Source organism: Ruegeria meonggei (assembly GCF_900172215.1).
In the GTDB taxonomy this organism is placed as follows: Bacteria; Pseudomonadota; Alphaproteobacteria; order Rhodobacterales; family Rhodobacteraceae; genus Ruegeria; species Ruegeria meonggei.
The window spans coordinates 43,459-60,576 of sequence record NZ_FWFP01000004.1 but is presented as its reverse complement, the minus strand read 5'-3'; the positions used below and the strand labels follow the sequence as shown (position 1 = coordinate 60,576).

Annotated in this window: 18 protein-coding genes; 15 read left to right on the top strand and 3 right to left on the bottom strand. The window is 56.0% G+C overall.

The features are described from left to right. The 3 genes from RUM8411_RS07535 to RUM8411_RS07525 all read left to right on the top strand — a co-directional run bounded on the left by RUM8411_RS07535 (position 1) and on the right by RUM8411_RS07525 (position 2,817). A complete protein-coding gene (locus RUM8411_RS07535) occupies positions 1-1,596 on the top strand; it encodes a GMC family oxidoreductase (protein ID WP_085822088.1) in 1,596 nt (531 codons plus the stop codon). Positions 1,597-1,881: 285 nt separating this feature from the next. Next, positions 1,882-2,238, top strand: coding sequence for a hypothetical protein (locus RUM8411_RS07530; protein ID WP_085822087.1), 357 nt, complete (start codon positions 1,882-1,884; stop codon positions 2,236-2,238). Between the two features lie 108 nt (positions 2,239-2,346). Then, complete coding sequence (locus tag RUM8411_RS07525; protein ID WP_085822086.1) at positions 2,347-2,817, top strand: Dps family protein; 471 nt, start codon at positions 2,347-2,349, stop codon at positions 2,815-2,817. 1 nt (position 2,818) lies between these two features. Here the strand turns inward: RUM8411_RS07525 and RUM8411_RS07520 are convergent, their stop codons facing one another. Together RUM8411_RS07520 and RUM8411_RS07515 are read right to left on the bottom strand one after the other, a co-directional pair. Beyond that, a complete protein-coding gene (locus RUM8411_RS07520) occupies positions 2,819-3,073 on the bottom strand; it encodes a DUF1289 domain-containing protein (protein ID WP_085822085.1) in 255 nt (84 codons plus the stop codon). 137 nt (positions 3,074-3,210) lie between these two features. Then, entirely contained in the window at positions 3,211-4,410 is a 1,200-nt protein-coding gene (locus RUM8411_RS07515; RefSeq protein ID WP_085822084.1) for an ROK family transcriptional regulator, read from the bottom strand. Between the two features lie 186 nt (positions 4,411-4,596). On the opposite strand from RUM8411_RS07515, the gene RUM8411_RS07510 reads away from it, so the two are divergent. From RUM8411_RS07510 to RUM8411_RS07495, 4 genes are all read left to right on the top strand, one after another. Next, positions 4,597-5,616, top strand: coding sequence for a sugar ABC transporter substrate-binding protein (locus RUM8411_RS07510; protein WP_085822083.1), 1,020 nt, complete (start codon positions 4,597-4,599; stop codon positions 5,614-5,616). A gap of 118 nt (positions 5,617-5,734) precedes the next feature. Continuing rightward, positions 5,735-6,805 carry an ABC transporter permease gene (locus RUM8411_RS07505; protein ID WP_085822082.1) on the top strand — a complete coding sequence of 357 codons (1,071 nt, stop codon included), beginning with the start codon at positions 5,735-5,737 and terminating at the stop codon, positions 6,803-6,805. Next, entirely contained in the window at positions 6,805-7,587 is a 783-nt protein-coding gene (locus tag RUM8411_RS07500; protein WP_085822081.1) for an ATP-binding cassette domain-containing protein, read from the top strand. Before RUM8411_RS07505 ends, RUM8411_RS07500 begins: the two co-directional genes overlap by 1 nt. Continuing rightward, complete coding sequence (locus tag RUM8411_RS07495; RefSeq protein WP_085822080.1) at positions 7,584-8,264, top strand: nucleoside triphosphate hydrolase; 681 nt, start codon at positions 7,584-7,586, stop codon at positions 8,262-8,264. Before RUM8411_RS07500 ends, RUM8411_RS07495 begins: the two co-directional genes overlap by 4 nt. Here RUM8411_RS07495 and RUM8411_RS07490 read toward each other — a convergent pair. Next, the gene (locus tag RUM8411_RS07490) at positions 8,261-9,343 is read right to left on the bottom strand and encodes a Fic family protein (RefSeq protein ID WP_085822355.1); all 1,083 of its coding nucleotides are present in this window, start codon (positions 9,341-9,343) and stop codon (positions 8,261-8,263) included. The two genes, RUM8411_RS07495 and RUM8411_RS07490, sit on opposite strands and share 4 nt — an antisense overlap. Positions 9,344-9,543: 200 nt before the next feature. On the opposite strand from RUM8411_RS07490, the gene RUM8411_RS07485 reads away from it, so the two are divergent. The 8 genes from RUM8411_RS07485 to RUM8411_RS07450 all read left to right on the top strand — a co-directional run bounded on the left by RUM8411_RS07485 (position 9,544) and on the right by RUM8411_RS07450 (position 16,722). Next, entirely contained in the window at positions 9,544-10,218 is a 675-nt protein-coding gene (locus RUM8411_RS07485) for a Crp/Fnr family transcriptional regulator (protein ID WP_085822079.1), read from the top strand. A 103-nt stretch (positions 10,219-10,321) separates the two neighbouring features. Then, complete coding sequence (locus RUM8411_RS07480) at positions 10,322-10,534, top strand: YgaP family membrane protein (protein ID WP_085822078.1); 213 nt, start codon at positions 10,322-10,324, stop codon at positions 10,532-10,534. Further along, the gene (locus RUM8411_RS07475; RefSeq protein WP_085822077.1) at positions 10,531-10,965 is read left to right on the top strand and encodes a YeeE/YedE family protein; all 435 of its coding nucleotides are present in this window, start codon (positions 10,531-10,533) and stop codon (positions 10,963-10,965) included. The genes RUM8411_RS07480 and RUM8411_RS07475 overlap by 4 nt, the downstream gene beginning before the upstream one ends. 3 nt (positions 10,966-10,968) lie before the next feature. Continuing rightward, positions 10,969-11,406 (top strand): DUF6691 family protein, encoded by a 438-nt coding sequence (locus RUM8411_RS07470; protein WP_085822076.1) that lies wholly within the window; start codon positions 10,969-10,971, stop codon positions 11,404-11,406. Positions 11,407-11,429: 23 nt separating this feature from the next. Further along, positions 11,430-12,314 carry an MBL fold metallo-hydrolase gene (locus RUM8411_RS07465; RefSeq protein ID WP_085822075.1) on the top strand — a complete coding sequence of 295 codons (885 nt, stop codon included), beginning with the start codon at positions 11,430-11,432 and terminating at the stop codon, positions 12,312-12,314. 21 nt (positions 12,315-12,335) lie between these two features. Further along, positions 12,336-14,015 (top strand): bifunctional protein tyrosine phosphatase family protein/NAD(P)/FAD-dependent oxidoreductase, encoded by a 1,680-nt coding sequence (locus tag RUM8411_RS07460; protein ID WP_085822074.1) that lies wholly within the window; start codon positions 12,336-12,338, stop codon positions 14,013-14,015. 54 nt (positions 14,016-14,069) lie between these two features. Then, entirely contained in the window at positions 14,070-15,788 is a 1,719-nt protein-coding gene (locus RUM8411_RS07455; protein ID WP_085822073.1) for a SulP family inorganic anion transporter, read from the top strand. A 31-nt stretch (positions 15,789-15,819) separates the two neighbouring features. Next, positions 15,820-16,722 (top strand): LysR family transcriptional regulator, encoded by a 903-nt coding sequence (locus RUM8411_RS07450; protein ID WP_085822072.1) that lies wholly within the window; start codon positions 15,820-15,822, stop codon positions 16,720-16,722. Positions 16,723-17,118: the final 396 nt, after the last annotated feature.

The window sequence follows — 17,118 nt, the reverse complement described above, 5'->3', positions numbered from 1 at the left end:
ATGGAGGTGGATTATGCAGTTGTCGGGGCCGGTTCTTCGGGCTGTGTCATCGCCAATCGACTAAGTGCCGATCCCAAAACCAAGGTTGCTTTGCTGGAAGCCGGGGGTCCGGATACCAACCCCTGGATTCACATTCCGGTTGGGTACTTTAAGACCATGCACAATCCCTCGGTGGACTGGTGTTACCGCACCGAGCCTGATCAGGGGCTGAATGGACGCGCAATTGACTGGCCCCGCGGCAAGGTGCTGGGCGGGTCGTCTTCCTTGAATGGCCTTCTCTATGTGCGCGGCCAAAAAGAGGATTATGACCGCTGGCGTCAGATGGGGAATGTTGGCTGGGGATGGGACGACGTGCTGCCCCTGTTCAAGCGTTGCGAAGATCAGGAACGCGGCGAGGATGAATTCCACGGTGTCGGCGGTCCGCTTGCGGTCTCGAACATGCGCATACAGCGCCCGATCTGCGACGCATGGGTGGCAGCCGCGCAAACCGCGGGCTACCCGTTTAATCCCGATTACAACGGAGCCAATCAGGAAGGTGTGGGCTATTTCCAATTGACTACACGCAATGGCCGTCGGTGCAGTGCCGCAGTGGCCTATCTGAAACCGGTCCGAGACCGGAAAAACCTGAACATCATCACTCGCGCGCTGGTGACCCGGATTGAGATGGAGGGGAAAAAAGCCACTGGCCTCATCTACCGTGACCGATCCGGCGCGTTGAAAACGCTAAAAGTGCGGCGCGAAATCATTCTGTCGGGCGGGGCAATTAACTCTCCTCAGATATTGATGCTGTCCGGTATTGGCGACCCCGATCACTTGAAGGAAAACGGCATCGAACCTGTTCACGCATTGCCCTGCGTAGGCAAGGGGCTGCAGGACCATTTGCAGGCGCGATTGGTGTTCAAATGCAACGAACCCACCCTGAATGACGAAGTACGCAGCCTGTTCAATCAGGCGCGCATTGCGTTGAAATACGCGCTGTTCCGCGCCGGACCAATGACAATGGCCGCAAGCCTTGCCACCGGATTCCTGAAAACCCGACCCGAGGTTGAAACCCCCGATATCCAGTTCCACGTCCAACCCTGGTCGGCCGATAGCCCCGGCGAAGGCGTCCATCCGTTTTCCGCCTTTACCATGTCCGTCTGCCAGTTGCGCCCTGAAAGCCGGGGAGAGCTGCGCCTGAACGGCCCGGATCCATCGCAATATGTTAAAATCCTTCCGAATTACCTTTCGACGGAAACCGACTGCAGAACCATCGTCGACGGGGTGAATATCGCCCGCAACATCGCACGGCATAACCCGCTGGCCTCAAAGATATCCGAAGAGTTTCGTCCGACCGCAGACCTGTCCAGCGACGACTACGAAGGCACGCTGGATTGGGCCAGGTCCAATTCCGTGTCGATCTATCACCCAACCGGAACCTGCGCGATGGGCACGACGGAAAACTCTGTTGTCGATCCAAGCCTGCGGGTGAACGGCATCCAGAACCTGCGGGTTGCGGATTGCTCGATCATGCCTGAGATCGTCAGCGGGAACACCAATGCACCGGCCATCATGATTGGGGAAAAGGCAAGTGATCTGCTGACCAGCGGCGCTTGAACGGAAAGCAGAATTGGGCGTTACGCTTCTGATTTGCGGCCCAGTATTGACTGATTACGCTCGGCAGCGCCCGCATTGCGCATCGGGACATTCGCGCTGTGGTGAAGCAAGAATTGTACTCACGCTTCTTGCAGACCTTTTACCTTACAACTATTGTCAGGTTTAGGATTGACCAGTTCCAACCTCAGGCAAAGGAGATGATCCCAGGTCATGATGCAGGCAATCAGTCTCAATAACTCAGAGCACGCCTCCCCGGCACCCTCCCCTCGGGTCGCTGAACGATCCATGTGCATCATCAACCAGCTGCGTATGGTGTCCTTGCGTTGCCGGTCTTGCGCGCGCATCGATCTTGAGCAAGCCTGCGCCCTATTGCTGGTCGACCCGGCAGATGCAAAGACGCGCTATGCCGAGACTCTGATGCGCGGATTTTATCAGGCGGTGTCCAAACGCCCGGTGTTTTATCGCCCCGGCACCACCGAGTTGTCTTTTGACGAAGCCTGGCTTGGCAGCCTTTTGGACGCAATGGATCGCGGCGATAACGACAGTTTTCAGTTTTTAATTCGGTCCCGTGTGCCACGTTGGACCCAACGAAATCTGGCCTATCTGATCCGTTCGATTTCCGACCAATTTCGTACGTTTTAGAATAATTCTAAAAAGTTCTTGGAATTTTCCGCTGACCGTCTAAGTATGTGTAAGCCAGCCATTTTTAGTGCAGCCAGCCATATCCTCCGGAAAACCAAGGTGACCAATATGACCCAAACTGCAATTGCCCTGACACAAGACACACGCGCCGCAATCGCGGACGCCTTGAATCAGTCTGTGGCCGAAACCGCCGTGACCACAATGCTGGCCCAGAACTTTCATTGGAATGTAACCGGCATGGCTTTTGGTCCGCTGCACGAGCTGTTCCAGAAGATTTATGAGGACCACTTTGTTGCGCAAGACGATCTGGCCGAGCGTATCAAAGCGCTAGACGCCCACGCCGATGGCACACTGGCAGGGATGCTGAAACGCTCCAAAGTCAGCGAATTCGACGGCTTGGCATCTGACAAGGGCATGATCAAGATGATGCTTGAGGCACAGGAAACGCTGGCCTCAACGCTTGCTGGTGCTGGTGAAGTAGCCGCCGAATATGGTGACACGCTGACCGAAGATCTGTGCATCAATCGGGGCCAGACCCACGAGAAGTTTGCCTGGTTCCTACGTTCTCATTTGCGCTGAATTACGGTGCCAGCTTGATGGTCACTCTGGCCTTCTTCTTTTTCAGCTTTTTCAGATAGGCCGGTGCCCAGTGTTTGTACCGGCCCATCGCATCCTGCTGACAGGTTAGCATCTGCACAAAACCTTCCTGCTGATCCGGCTTTTTGATCGACTTGAACAGTTTTTTCTGGCTCTTGGTCATCGAACAGCCAATGCAATGGCCCTCGCGGCGAAATTTACACACGTCTATGCAGGGCGACGGGACTTTCTTGCTCATTTCGGGGACTCGCTGAACCGGCAATATTTGGCATGAATAGTGGGTCATGTGATGACCCGGTTTTCAACGATTGTCGATATCGGAACATTCGATGCAGGCCCAGTGTCGCTGGATTGATCAAAAAGGACGCGCACAGGCTACATGCCTGAAAGGCCAGCATTGGTATTCAACAGAAACTGGCGGAAAATCGGGCTGCTGGCTGCTCCAATGCCGCGCGCGTTCTCTCCGACCTCGGCGGCCTCAACGACCGGGGGGATCAATCCGCGCTTGTCTTGATTATCCAGATAGCGACGGACCCGGGCAACCAGTTCTTCGCGCACGTCAGGCGGGAACGCACCGTCAATGAAAATTGCCTCAAAATCGATGACTGCGCAGATGGATAATGCCGCCTTTGCGAGTTCTTGCGCGGTTGTGCCAATCCACGGCTCTACATACCGCGCGATGCTGCTCCAATCCTGAGGCTTTTTCCACAAAATTCCCGGATTGACGCCCGCTTCCCTCAACCTGTCTTCCAACAGGTGCAGCGACGCGACATCGATCAGTTGCTGGCTTTCACCCAGCGGCCCAGTGGTGCGCATTGCCCCCAAAGCCCCTGCATTGCCCTGATTGCCTTCGAACACCGTCCCGTTCAAAGCGACGCCGCCACCGATCATCGACCCGATGAAAAAGTAGAAGTAGTCCCTGTATTCACCTCCACGACCGTAAAGATGCTCGGCATGACAGGCCGCTGTCGCATCGTTGACAACAAACACCGGAAGGTCACTGAACTTGGCAACTTCAGAGAAGAAATTCACATTCCTCCAGGAACTGAACTTTTTCGCGGCAATGCCCGTCAGGTCGTGCCATTTCCAAAGCTCAAATGGCGTACCGATACCTATGCCACACACACGGTCCCGCAGCTTGTGCGGTTCACGCGACAAAAGCGTTTCCAATCCGGATTCCAGAAATCCAAACACCGCTTCGGGCAGCGGGTAGTCATAAGTCGTCGTCAACTGATGGCGCGGCTTGCCGGTGAAATCGATCAACAACAGGTCGGCACTGCGGCGCCCAATCTTCATTCCGACCGAAAGAATACCCTCGGGGTTCAGCTCCATCGGGACCGAAGGTTTACCGACTTTCCCCCGCAGCGGTGTGCCGCGCTTGAGAATCTCATCTTTTTCCAGCTTCCTCAAGATGATCGAAACCGTCTGCGGAGAAAGCCCCGTCAGACGCGCCACATCCGCACCGGCCGTGGGTCCATGTCTTTGTAAAACGGTCAAAATCAGACGTTCGTTGTGATCGCGAACACCGCTTTGGCTGACCCCTCCGGTTAGCGTTTTTAGCGCTTCCTTCTCCATAAAACTCAACATAACCACCTCTTTTCCTTATGGAAAGGCGCTCAGTCAAATTAATAAATAAACTTTATTTATTTATTGACAACTAAGGGGGAATCGCATCTTCTTGGCTAATGCCTGCATTGGAGGATGGAGGTAGGTCTCGCTTGGAATCCTAGCAAGACGAATGCAAAAATCTGGGAGGATGACATGAAGAATCTATTCAAACTTGCCGCATCTGCTGCTGCGATCACCGTGGCCGCCGGGTCCGCACATGCGGCGGGCGAAACGGTCTGCTTGATCACAAAGACCGACACCAACCCTTTCTTTGTAAAAATGAAAGAAGGCGCAACCGCGAAGGCAGAAGAGCTGGGCATGACGCTAAAAGCGTTTGCTGGCAAGGTAGACGGCGACCATGAAACGCAAGTGCAGGCAATTGAGACCTGCATTCTGGACGGGGCCAAGGGCATCCTTTTGACGGCATCTGATACCAGCTCAATCGTTCCGGCAGTGCAGCAGGCGCGTGATGCTGGGGTTCTGGTTATTGCGCTGGACACCCCGCTCAGCCCCATCGACTCGGCGGATGCGACCTTTGCGACGGACAACTACAAGGCCGGCCTGCTGATCGGTCAATGGGCCAAGGCCAAAATGGGTGCCGCGGCAGCGGATGCCAAGATCGCCACGCTTGATTTGAATGTCAGCCAGCCGACCGTGGATGTCCTGCGCAATCAGGGTTTCCTTGACGGGTTTGGCGTGGATCTGGCTGATCCCAATGTGATCGGCGATGAAGACGATCCACGTCTGGTCGGCAGCGATGTCACTGATGGCAACGAAGAAGGTGGCCGCCGCGCGATGGAGAACCTTCTGGCCAAGGATTCATCCATTAACGTCGTGCACACAATCAACGAACCTGCTGCAGCAGGCGCCTACGAGGCCCTCAAATCCATTGGGCGTGAAAACGATGTATTGATCGTATCAGTGGATGGCGGCTGCCCAGGCGTTCAGAATGTGGAATCCGGGGTTATTGGCGCCACCAGCCAGCAGTATCCGCTGTTGATGGCCTCGCTGGGCGTTGAAGCGGTCAAAAAATGGGCCGATGAAGGTGTGAAACCTGAAAACACCCCGGGCAAGGAATTCTACGACACCGGCGTTGCACTGATCACCGATCAACCTGCCGAAGGCGTGGAATCGATCTCGGTCGCCGAAGGTCTGGACCTCTGCTGGGGCTAATCCCCCTTCTCCCAAGTGGGGCGCGTTCGCGCGCCTCACCAATCCCTTCGTGAGAAAATTAAAAATTCCTGTAAACTGACCACGTTGGCTGCGGAACCTGCCACGAAAAGGGGGAGATATGTCTGAAGCAAACCAAGAGGCTCGGGAATATGACACCGCGGCCGGCCACGTTGAATCTGTGGCAGAGTTTGAGGACACCCGGGGTGGCGTGTTAGGCAAGCTGCAGCACCTGCTTCACGTTAATCCATCCTTGGTGCCACTAATCGTTCTGGTCGGTGCGATTGTGATTTTTGGCCTGCTTCTGGGGTCCAAGTTCTTCTCACCATTCGCGATGACCTTGATCCTGCAACAGGTTCAGATCGTCGGCATCGTGGCTGCGGCGCAAAGTCTGGTCATCCTGACCGCCGGCATTGACCTGAGTGTTGGTGCAATCATGGTCTTTTCGTCGGTGATCATGGGGCAATTTACCTTCCGCTATGGCATTCCGGTTCCGGTTGCTGTGCTGTGCGGGCTGGCTGTTGGAACCGGCATCGGGGCCATCAATGGCTGGCTTGTCAGCCGGGTAAAGCTGCCACCTTTTATTGTCACCCTTGGGATGTGGCAGATCATCCTTGCCACAAACTTTCTGTACTCAGCCAACGAAACGATCCGCAGTCAGGATATCGAAGCGAATGCCTCTTTCCTTCAGTTCTTCGGGACCAAATTCAGCGTCGGAGGGGCCACCTTTACTGTTGGGGTCATGTTCATGCTGATCCTGATCGCGGTTCTTGCCTATTCATTGAAACACACGGCCTGGGGGCGGCATGTCTATGCCGTGGGCGACGATCCCGAAGCCGCAGAATTGTCCGGAGTGAATGTCCACAGAACCCTGATGTCGGTTTACATGCTGTCAGGCCTGATCTGCGCTTTTGCTGGATGGGCCCTGATCGGGCGTATTGGCTCTGTCTCGCCAACGTCCGGCCAATTGGCCAACATTGAAAGCATCACGGCGGTTGTAATCGGGGGGATCTCGCTGTTTGGCGGACGCGGATCGATCCTTGGGTCTTTGTTCGGAGCGCTTATTGTTGGAGTGTTCACGCTCGGCCTCAGGCTATTGGGTGCTGATGCACAGTGGACCTTCTTGCTGATTGGGCTTCTCATCATCGCAGCGGTCGCTGTTGACCAGTGGATCAGAAAGGTATCGGGCTAATGTCAGAGGCAACACCAGTCGTCCAGGGCCGCGGCATCGTTAAACGCTATGGCCATGTGACCGCCATCGACTATTCCGACTTTGAACTGCGCCAGAGAGAAATTCTGGCGGTCATCGGGGATAACGGTGCTGGCAAGTCCTCAATCGTCAAGGCGATTTGCGGCGCGACCATTCCGGATGAAGGCGAAATCCTGATCGAGGGGAAGAAGGTCAACTTCTCTTCACCCATCGACGCGCGCAATATGGGTATCGAGATTGTCTATCAGCAGCTCGCCATGTCGCCTGCCTTGTCGATTGCGGACAACATGTTCATGGGGCGCGAAATCCGCAAACAGGGGTTCATGGGCAAATACTTGCGACAGCTTGACCGGCCTGCGATGGAAAGGTTTGCCCGTGAGAAACTGACAGAGCTTGGTCTGATGACAGTTCAGTCGATCAACCAGACAGTGGAAACGCTGTCTGGGGGTCAGCGTCAAGGCGTCGCCGTTGCGCGCGCAGCAGCATTTGCAACAAAGTTCATCATCATGGATGAGCCAACAGCAGCCTTGGGCGTTAAAGAAAGCCGCAAGGTACTGGAACTGATACAAGACGTGCGGGCGCGGGGCATTCCGATCATTTTGATCAGCCACAACATGCCCCATGTCTTTGAAGTTGCCGATCGCATCCATGTGCATCGCCTCGGCAAACGGCTCTGCACCATTGATCCCAAGGATTACACCATGTCCGATGCGGTTGCGTTCATGACCGGCGCCAAGGAGCCGCCGACAGAGGACGCCGCGTGATCACGCGTGACACACAACGTGTTTGCGACCTGATCCAGTCCCGGATGCAACCTGGTGCGCGAACACTTGTGGGGATTTCCGGGCCGCCTGCTTCGGGCAAATCGACCCTGGCAGACGCAGTAGTCAACGCTTTTAACCAGCAGCAGACATCGGCTGTTCCGCCCGCCACGCTTGTGCCGATGGATGGCTATCATCTGGACAACCACGTTCTTGAAACGCGCGGTCTTCTAGCCAGAAAAGGCGCGCCCGAGACCTTCGATGCGGTCGGATTCTGCGCTGCCATCAAAACTCTGGCATCCGCCAAACATGAGTGCTTTTTCCCCAAATTCGACCGCCAGATGGATCTGGCGATTGCAAATGCAATTGCCGTTCACCCCGAAACTCCGGTCATTGTTGTTGAGGGTAACTATCTTCTGTTGGACAAAGAGCCCTGGGCGTCTCTGAACAATCTGTTTTCGGCAACAATTTTTGTCAGCCCAACGTTGGAGACCCTCCAAGCGCGACTGCAAGAGCGCTGGATCAGGCACGGCTTTGATCCGGACTCCGCACTGCGCCGCGCGATGCGGAACGATATTCCAAATGCCCAGCTGGTTCTCAGGAACAGTCAGCAGGCCGATCTTGTATTGAACCAGAATGGCGCTGAACTTGGCACATCTATACCCTTTGCAGACCGCTAGTAACTCATCCAATACACCGTTGACCGCCCACCCGCCTCAGATCGTTTCAACGCGCCTGCGGCTTCCAAGGCCAGCAGGTCTCGGGTCGCGGTAGCAGCAGAGGTGCCACTGATCTTGCGGTAGATCTTGGCACTGATGCCAAGCTCAACCCGAGACGGGCCCTGTTTGAACAATCGGCGCAGCACTTGCTCTTGGCGCGTGTTGAGCTGCGCGGCAAATCGCAAGAAGAACCGATTGCGTCGTAAGATAAATTGCGCTTCTTCCCGCGCGAACCGAGCTGCATTTCCCAAAGCCTGCAAAAACCAGATCACAAATTCAGTTGCGTCAATCACGCCCCTACCCTGTTGTCGCCCGGCCTGAAGCGCATGGTAATAGGCTTTCTTGTCACGCTCGATCTGGCGAGACAGCGAAAAGGACAGCGCCCCGCTTTGGGCAAAGACAAATTCGATAAGGGCCCGGCCGATCCGCCCATTTCCATCCGAGAAGGGATGGATCGATTCAAACCACAGATGTGCCAAGGCGGCCTTTATGGGTGGCGATACGCCCTGGTCTTGCGCTAACCATTTCAGAAACACGCTCATGTCCTGCCCAAGCCGATCGGGTGGTGGGGCCTTGTACAAAACGTCATTTGACCCGGCCACCGCCGAGCGGACAATCTCCAGATCAAAGCGCCGCCATTGGCCAACATCCTCAACCTCAATGCCAAAGAACAGCAACCGGTGCCATTCAAACAACGTGTCTGCCGTGAGCGGCCCCGGCGTCGAGCGCGCCGCCGACATCAATGCGGCAACGGCATCGGACCTGCGCGTTATGGCATGCTGGTTTCGGTGCTTCAGAGACGCGACGATTGAGGCCTCAATTTCGGATGCGTCCAGCGGAACACCCTCAATCCCAAAAGATGACATGACCTCCTGCGCGATTTGCGCGAGATGAAATTCCTCCCGGTCGCTGTCGGGCAACCCATCGACAAGACCGGTGATTTCGCCGATCAATTGCGAGGATGACGCCAAAAATGGCTCTACCCTTTCATGGTCGTACCCGAAATTTGGCCAGTGCTGCGATTTCCAGATGGGGGGCATGATGTGATTATAGGTATTATTCAACTCAAAAATCAACTACTTCTGGTTTGAATAACGTCAAAAAACTCTTCACATGCCCCACAATGTCGCGGGTCACCCCCAAGAGGGTAACAAGGCAGACCCTACACGCTTTCACAATCTTGCATGCGTGGCAGCCATCGTTTACAGCCGCGTAGCAGCCCATGGATAAGCGGAACGCTATGAATACCTCGTGGATCGACAAATTCAAAGGTCTCAGCCGACTGCCGGACGACATCCGCACCGCGCTTGTTGCGGGCAGTCAGATCGTCACCGTTCCCGCCGGAACGCAGGTTTTTGCCCCGGGCCAGACAGCTGACAATCTTCTGCTGCTGTTGGATGGCACAGTGCGGGTGCAGCAGAAATCCGATACCGGGCGAGAAGTGTTTTTGTACCGGGTCCATGCCGGAGAAAGCTGCGTTTTGACAACGGCCTGTATGCTGGCGTTCGAAGACTATTCCGCGGATGGCATAGCGGAAACCGATGTGACCGCCGTGGCGATCCCGCGAAAGACCTTTGATGATCTGGCTGCCAAATCCCCGATATTTCGCGAGTTTATCTTTACCGCCTATTCCCGTCGGATCACCGACCTGTTCACTCTGATTGACGACATCGTGTTTCAGCGCATGGATGTACGTTTGGCGTCGCGCCTGCTGGAATTGGCCAATGCTGACAACGTGGTGCGCGCAACACATGCCTTTCTGGGGACGGAACTGGGCACCGCGCGCGAGGTGATCTCGCGCACCCTTTCGGAATTCCAGCGCCGTGGCTGGATCGAACAGTCCCGCGGTGAAGTGCGCCTGACCGGCCGCGAAGGGCTGGAACGTATGGTGAAATCGGCCGGCGCCGAGGTGTGATCACCACCTGAACCCGTTTGTTTGACAGTTTGGTGACCATGTCACCAAAAGCATGACGGTGCACATGCAATGGTCAATTCATCGATTCTCGATGGAGTGAGACATGACCACCAATATGGGAAAATTCGACCGCGCCCTGCGCATCCTGATCGCTGCCACCCTTGCAGTTCTGGCCTTTGGCACTGGCACCCTGGAATCGGGTATTCTGTTCTGGGTGGCGCTGGCCGTTGCCGCTGTCTTTACGTTGACGGCCTTTGTGGGCAACTGCCCAATCTACCACATCATCGGCCTGAAGACCTGCAGGAACTGCGGATGATCGAAACCGCGTTCACACCTTGGGCATCGCTGACAGGTGGCATTCTGATTGGGGTGGCATCCGTTTTGCTGATGTTGCTGATGGGCCGCGTGATGGGCGCTACAGGTATCCTTGCGGGCCTTGTCCAACCGTCCTCTGGCAGTGATTTCACCTGGCGCGCCACCTTGCTGGTCGGGATGGCCACCGGCCCGCTGGTTCTTTGGCTGATCTCGGGTGAGATGCCAGCGGTTGAGGTTCCGATATCCACCCTCACCTTTGTAATAGGCGGCGTCATTGTTGGTATCGGCGTCACCTTTGGTGCTGGCTGCACGTCGGGTCACGGCGTATGCGGCATGGCGCGGCTTAGCCCGCGATCCATCATTGCAACCGCGACCTTCATGGGGTTCACCTTTGCCACGGTTTTCATCATCCGCCATGTGATCGGAGGATAAGGGATGAAACTGCTTGCAACCTACCTGATCGGCTTGATTTTTGGCCTGGGCATCTCACTGTCCGGCATGTCAAATCCGGCCAAGGTGCTGAATTTTTTCGATGTTTTTGGCGCTTGGGACCCCTCCCTGATCTTTGTGATGGGCGGAGCCCTGGTGACCACCTTTGTCGGCTACAAACTGGTGTTTGGTCGGGAAGCGCCGGTATTTGAACCTACGTTTCACCTGCCTACGTCCGCAAATATCAACGCCAGGCTTGTTGGGGGATCGGCGGTTTTCGGTATCGGCTGGGGCATTGCCGGATTTTGCCCGGGCGGTGCGCTACCCGCGCTCGGAACCAGCCGATGGGAGGTTTTTGCTTTCGTCGGCGCGCTGGTGATCGGAATCGCCTTGGCAAAGCTCCTGCAATCTGCGGCCGCACCCGATCTGAAATCCCGAACCTGAATACTTTTTGGAGGAGACCCAAAATGACCACCTACCCTGTGAATTTGGCCGTGAGACCAGAGGTTTTCGCCTTTTTCGACGATGCAACAAACACCATCAGCTATATTGTAAAGGACCCGGCCTCGGACGCTTGTGCGGTTGTCGACAGCGTCATGGACATCGACTATGCCGCCGGGCGCATCACCTTTGATCATGCCGACGAACTGATCCGCGTCATTAAGGAAAAACAGCTTAAACTGGAATGGATCATCGAGACCCATGTCCATGCCGACCATCTGTCGGCTGCGCCCTATATACAGCAGCAACTGGGCGGAAGAATTGGCGTTGGCTCCAAGATCACCGTTGTTCAGGATACGTTCGGCAAGGTCTTCAACGAGGGCACTGAGTTTCAGCGGGACGGCTCGCAATTCGATGCGTTGTTCGAGGATGGCGACACTTACATGATCGGCACAATGCAGGCTTTCTCTATGTATACACCCGGCCATACCCCGGCCTGTATGGTGCATGTGATGGGCGACGCGGCCTTTGTCGGCGATACGCTGTTCATGCCGGACGGTGGCTCGGCCCGGGCTGATTTCCCCGGCGGTGATGCTGGTGTTCTGTACGATTCCATTCAGAAAGTGCTCTCTCTGCCTGATGAGACGCGGCTGTTTATGTGCCATGACTATGGCCCGAACGGACGCGACATTGCCTGGGAAACCAGCGTGGCAGAAGAGAAAGCTCACAACATCCATGTGGGCAGCAGCAAGACGAAAGAGGATTTCGTCAAGTTCCGCTCTGAACGCGATGCGATCCTTGCGATGCCCACTCTCATCATTCCGTCCCTGCAGGTGAACATGCGGGCGGGTGAAGTGCCGACCGATGCGGATGGGAACCCGATGCTAAAAGTACCGGTCAATACGCTGTAATCCGCATCAGGGAGGAGAGACATGGAACTTCGCAACATTTCATCCAAGTTTACCGTCAGTCCGCAGATCACTGTTGAGGACGTCAAGACCATCGCGGCGCAGGGCTTTCGTGCAATCCTTTGCAACCGGCCAGACGGGGAAGGTGCAGATCAGCCGTCGTTCAAAGAGATCGACGCCGCAGCCAAGGCCGCCGGGATCGAGGCGCGCTATGTTCCGGTGCAATCCGGCATAGTGAAAGACGACGATGTTGCAGCGTTTGGGGAGGCGATGGAAGATTTGCAACGCCCGATCCTGGCCTTTTGCCGGACCGGGACACGCTCGGCCACGCTTTGGTCCTTTCACGAATCCAAGAAACGCCCGATGTCGGACATCCTGTTGGCCACCAAGGCGGCAGGCTATGATATGAACGGCGTTGCGCGCCGAATTGCCAACGGCGGCAGGACACCGACTGATACCGGGGATGCGCATTTCCAAGTCGTGATTGTTGGTGCCGGTGCCGGTGGAATCTCGGTTGCGGCCAGCCTGAAGGCGCGGAAACCGGATCTTGATATCGCGGTCATCGACCCGGCCGATATCCACTACTACCAACCTGGCTGGACCATGGTCGGCGGCGGTATCTTTGACGCCCAAGCAACGGCCAAGACCATGGGCAGCCTGATTCCAAAAGGTGTGCACTGGATCAAATCTGCTGTTGCGGCGTTTGAGCCTGAGAACAATGCAGTCGTGCTGGATGGATGCCGCGTAGTAAAATACGACCGCCTTGTTGTCTGCCCCGGCCTCAAGTTGGATTGGGGCAAAGTTGCGGGTCTGGAAGAAACGCTGGGCCGCAACGGCGTGACATCAAACTATCGCTATGACCTCGCGCCCTATACCTGGCAGCTGGTGCAAGAGATGAAGACGGGACGCTCTCTCTTCACCCAACCTCCCATGCCAATCAAATGCGCAGGCGCGCCGCAAAAGGCCCTGTACCTGTCCGGTGATACGTGGTTCCGCAGTGGGGTGCTAAAGGACATCGACATCCAGTTCATGAATGCGGGCGGCGTGTTGTTCGGCGTCAAGGATTATGTCCCCGCGCTGGAAAGGTATATTGAGAAATACGGCGCATCGCTGAATTTCTTCCACAATCTGGTGTCTATCGACGGGCCCGCCAAAAAGGCCGTCTTCGAGGTTGTCAAACCTGATACAGCACCAACCTTGATTGAGACCGAGTTTGACATGATCCATGTCTGCCCACCCCAGACCGCGCCGGATTTCATACGCGTCTCACCTTTGGCGGACGCAGCAGGTTGGATCGACGTGGACCAGGCGACCCTGCGCCACCAAAGCTTTGACAACATCTGGTCACTGGGCGACGTGATGAATGCTCCCAATGCCAAAACTGCCGCAGCAGCGCGGAAACAGGCACCAACCGTTGCTGACAATATTGTTGCCGACATCGCCGGAGGATCGGCAGTGGCGCAATACGACGGCTATGGCTCTTGCCCGCTGACAGTTGAGCGCGGCAAGATCGTGTTGGCCGAGTTCGGCTATGGCGGCGCGCTCAAACCCAGTTTTCCGCGTTTTCTAATCGATGGCACAAAGCCCAGCCGTGCGGCATGGTTCCTTAAGGAAACGCTTCTGCCGCCGATTTACTGGAAGGCGATGCTGCGCGGAAAGGAATGGATGGCCCGCCCGGAAAAGCTGAAAGTCGCACCTAAATAGGGGCTTCAGTGGCACACGCCCGGCACCTTCTGTATTACTTCCCGGAATAGATACATGATCGAACGACTCCGCCCCTTTGTCCCGGTTCTGGATTGGGGCCGCAGCTACACGCGCGCGGCCCTTTCTAACGATCTGATCGCGGCCTTGATCGTGACGATCATGCTGATCCCGCAGTCGCTGGCCTATGCCTTGCTGGCTGGCTTGCCGCCCGAGGCCGGCATTTATGCCTCAATCGTGCCGATCGTGCTGTATGCAATATTTGGCACCAGCCGCTCGCTGGCGGTGGGCCCTGTGGCCGTCGTGTCGCTTATGACTGCCGCAACCATCGGGCAGATCGCCGAACAGGGTACGGCGGGGTATGCGGTGGCAGCCCTGACGCTGGCGTTCCTGTCCGGCGGGTTTCTGCTGTTGATGGGTATACTGCGGCTGGGATTTCTGGCCAACTTCCTGAGCCATCCGGTGATCGCGGGGTTTATCACCGCCTCGGGCATCCTGATCGCTACCAGTCAGCTCAAACACATTCTGGGCGTGAGCGCGCACGGACATACGTTGCCCGAAATGCTGGGATCGCTCTTGTCCCACCTACCCGAACTCAACATCATCACGCTGACACTCGGCATTCTGGCCACTGGATTTCTGTTTTGGGTCCGCAAAAGCCTGAAACCCTTCCTGCGCGGATTGGGAACACCACCTGTTTTGGCAGATTTTCTGACCAAGGCCGGGCCTGTGGCCGCCGTAATTGCGACAACAGTTGCTGTTTGGAGCATGGACCTTACAGGTCAGGGCGTGAAAATCGTCGGGGCCGTGCCGCAAAGCCTGCCGCCCCTCACCTTGCCCAGCTTTTCTGTTGATCTGTTCCGCGCGCTTGTCGTTCCTGCCATCCTGATTTCAATCATCGGCTTTGTCGAAAGCGTTTCGGTCGCGCAGACACTGGCGGCAAAGAAACGCCAGCGGATCGACCCGGACCAAGAACTGATCGGTCTGGGTGCAGCCAATCTTGGGGCGGCCTTTACCGGCGGTTATCCTGTCACCGGCGGCTTTGCCCGGTCCGTTGTCAATTTCGATGCCGGGGCAGAGACACCCGCCGCCGGAGCATTCACCGCCGTTGGCTTGGCCATAGCCGCGGTGGCTCTGACGCCCCTCGTCTATTATCTGCCAAAGGCAACGCTGGCGGCAACCATCATCGTCGCGGTCCTTAGTCTTGTTGACCTGTCGATCCTGAAAAAGACCTGGGACTATTCCCGCGCCGATTTCACCGCCGTGGCAGTCACCATCCTTTTGACATTGGGCCTGGGGATCGAGGCCGGGGTGGCATCGGGGGTCGTGATCTCGGTTCTGTTGCACCTGTATAAAACATCGCGCCCGCATGTGGCAGAGGTGGGCCTTGTTCCCGGCACCCAGCATTTCCGCAACGTGCTGCGTCACGATGTGGAAACCAACCCGGCGGTGGTGACGTTGCGTGTGGATGAAAGCCTCTATTTCGTGAACGCGCGATTTCTTGAGGATATGGTGCAACAGCGCGTCACCGAAGGGTGCACGTTACGACATGTAATCCTATTGTTTTCAGCTGTGAACGAAGTAGATTTCTCGGCTCTGGAAAGCCTGGAGGCAATCAATAGGCGTCTGACCGATATGGGTGTGGGGCTGCATCTGTCCGAGGTCAAAGGCCCGGTCATGGACAGGCTGAACCGCACAGATTTCCCCAAAAAGCTGAATGGTCAGGTTTTCTTGTCGCAATATGGCGCCTGGACCGAGCTAACTGCACATTGTTGAAATACGCCGGAGATTTTCATAACCTTTTGGAATGAAAAACTATCGCAAGTCGCTGCCGCCGCTGGACAATCTACTATTCTTTCAAGCAGCTGCGGGCAGCAAAAGCCTGACACATGCCGCTGACACTCTGTTTGTCACTCAGGCTGCGGTCAGCAAACGCATTCACCGGTTGGAAGAATGGTTGGGATCGCCGCTGTTTTCCCGCGACGGGCGAAATTTGGAGTTGACTGAAACGGGCCGTGAACTGGCGTCTGACGTGGAGATGGCGCTGGAGTTTCTGGATCGCGCAATCCAAAAGATCAAATCCCCTGAGCAACCGGCTGTCCAGATCGCGGCCAACACGGCGCTGTCAATGTTTTGGCTGCATCAACGCCTGCGCGCCTTTTCCTTCGGCGATGCGGCATGTGACGTGAACATTCGAACGACCGAGGCGACATCGGAATTGCTGTCGGACGTGCATCATATGGCCGTTGTTTACTGTGACGGCCACATTCCCGGGTGGGAGAGTACCCGTTTACTGGACGTCCAGATGGTTCCCGTTGCCACGTCCGAGGTTGCCAGACAGGCGGTGCAATCAGGGATGTTTTCCGCCAACCCTCAATTCAGTCAGGCGCCGCCGATACTGGAGTTCCCCAGTCTGGCACCGGATTGGATCAACTGGCAGATCTGGTTAAAGAAACTTGACCTTCCCGGCATTGGCAATTGGTCAAAGATTGACTGCAGCAGTTACGTACAATCTGTTGGCAAAGCGCTGGACGGCGCCGGTGTTGCACTGGTGAACGAGGCGATGATGCAACAAGAGCTTGCAAGCGGAGCGTTGGTCAGGATTGGACAGCAAAGCCTAAGGCCAAAAAGCGCCTATTTTCTATGCCGGAAACAAAACGTTAGCCTGCCTAAAAACGCGATTGACCTGTACGATTTCCTGACCTCGTAGAGGTTTGTACCCCAAATGCATCCCGGTTTAACAGAGGTACGGCGCGCTGAACTCATACCCCCTCGTTAAATCATTAAACCCCCGGAGCGCGCCGCATCCATGGAATAGTCAGGTCGGATGGTTGAATTGTGTCAGTCTCATTAAGATTGCTTATAATTGCGGTCTGGCTTCAATGAGGGCAAAAGACCGATAACGGGACCAGTCGGTTGTCGTGATGTAGACCAGACAACACCTGACGAAATCGGAACGTCACCGGATCGAGTTGGATCAAATGGCGCGCCCTACTTGTTCCGCGACAAACCCTCGATTGGGGCTGAACGCCCTAGCCCGACGAGAAAAGCCATGCTTTGGGTTTTGTCTGACCTCAGCCCATCCCGAGGTTAGGTGACAGGCTGA

Bases quoted from the DNA above. Each gene is read 5' to 3' on its own strand.
- RUM8411_RS07535 (WP_085822088.1), top strand. From the start codon at position 1: ATGGAGGTGGATTATGCAGTTGTCGGGGCCGGTTCTTCGGGCTGTGTC.
- RUM8411_RS07530 (WP_085822087.1), top strand. From the start codon at position 1,882: ATGTGCATCATCAACCAGCTGCGTATGGTGTCCTTGCGTTGCCGGTCT.
- RUM8411_RS07525 (WP_085822086.1), top strand. From the start codon at position 2,347: ATGACCCAAACTGCAATTGCCCTGACACAAGACACACGCGCCGCAATC.
- RUM8411_RS07520 (WP_085822085.1), bottom strand. From the start codon at position 3,073: ATGAGCAAGAAAGTCCCGTCGCCCTGCATAGACGTGTGTAAATTTCGC.
- RUM8411_RS07515 (WP_085822084.1), bottom strand. From the start codon at position 4,410: ATGGAGAAGGAAGCGCTAAAAACGCTAACCGGAGGGGTCAGCCAAAGC.
- RUM8411_RS07510 (WP_085822083.1), top strand. From the start codon at position 4,597: ATGAAGAATCTATTCAAACTTGCCGCATCTGCTGCTGCGATCACCGTG.
- RUM8411_RS07505 (WP_085822082.1), top strand. From the start codon at position 5,735: ATGTCTGAAGCAAACCAAGAGGCTCGGGAATATGACACCGCGGCCGGC.
- RUM8411_RS07500 (WP_085822081.1), top strand. From the start codon at position 6,805: ATGTCAGAGGCAACACCAGTCGTCCAGGGCCGCGGCATCGTTAAACGC.
- RUM8411_RS07490 (WP_085822355.1), bottom strand. From the start codon at position 9,343: ATGCCCCCCATCTGGAAATCGCAGCACTGGCCAAATTTCGGGTACGAC.
- RUM8411_RS07485 (WP_085822079.1), top strand. From the start codon at position 9,544: ATGAATACCTCGTGGATCGACAAATTCAAAGGTCTCAGCCGACTGCCG.
- RUM8411_RS07480 (WP_085822078.1), top strand. From the start codon at position 10,322: ATGACCACCAATATGGGAAAATTCGACCGCGCCCTGCGCATCCTGATC.
- RUM8411_RS07475 (WP_085822077.1), top strand. From the start codon at position 10,531: ATGATCGAAACCGCGTTCACACCTTGGGCATCGCTGACAGGTGGCATT.
- RUM8411_RS07470 (WP_085822076.1), top strand. From the start codon at position 10,969: ATGAAACTGCTTGCAACCTACCTGATCGGCTTGATTTTTGGCCTGGGC.
- RUM8411_RS07465 (WP_085822075.1), top strand. From the start codon at position 11,430: ATGACCACCTACCCTGTGAATTTGGCCGTGAGACCAGAGGTTTTCGCC.
- RUM8411_RS07460 (WP_085822074.1), top strand. From the start codon at position 12,336: ATGGAACTTCGCAACATTTCATCCAAGTTTACCGTCAGTCCGCAGATC.
- RUM8411_RS07455 (WP_085822073.1), top strand. From the start codon at position 14,070: ATGATCGAACGACTCCGCCCCTTTGTCCCGGTTCTGGATTGGGGCCGC.
- RUM8411_RS07450 (WP_085822072.1), top strand. From the start codon at position 15,820: ATGAAAAACTATCGCAAGTCGCTGCCGCCGCTGGACAATCTACTATTC.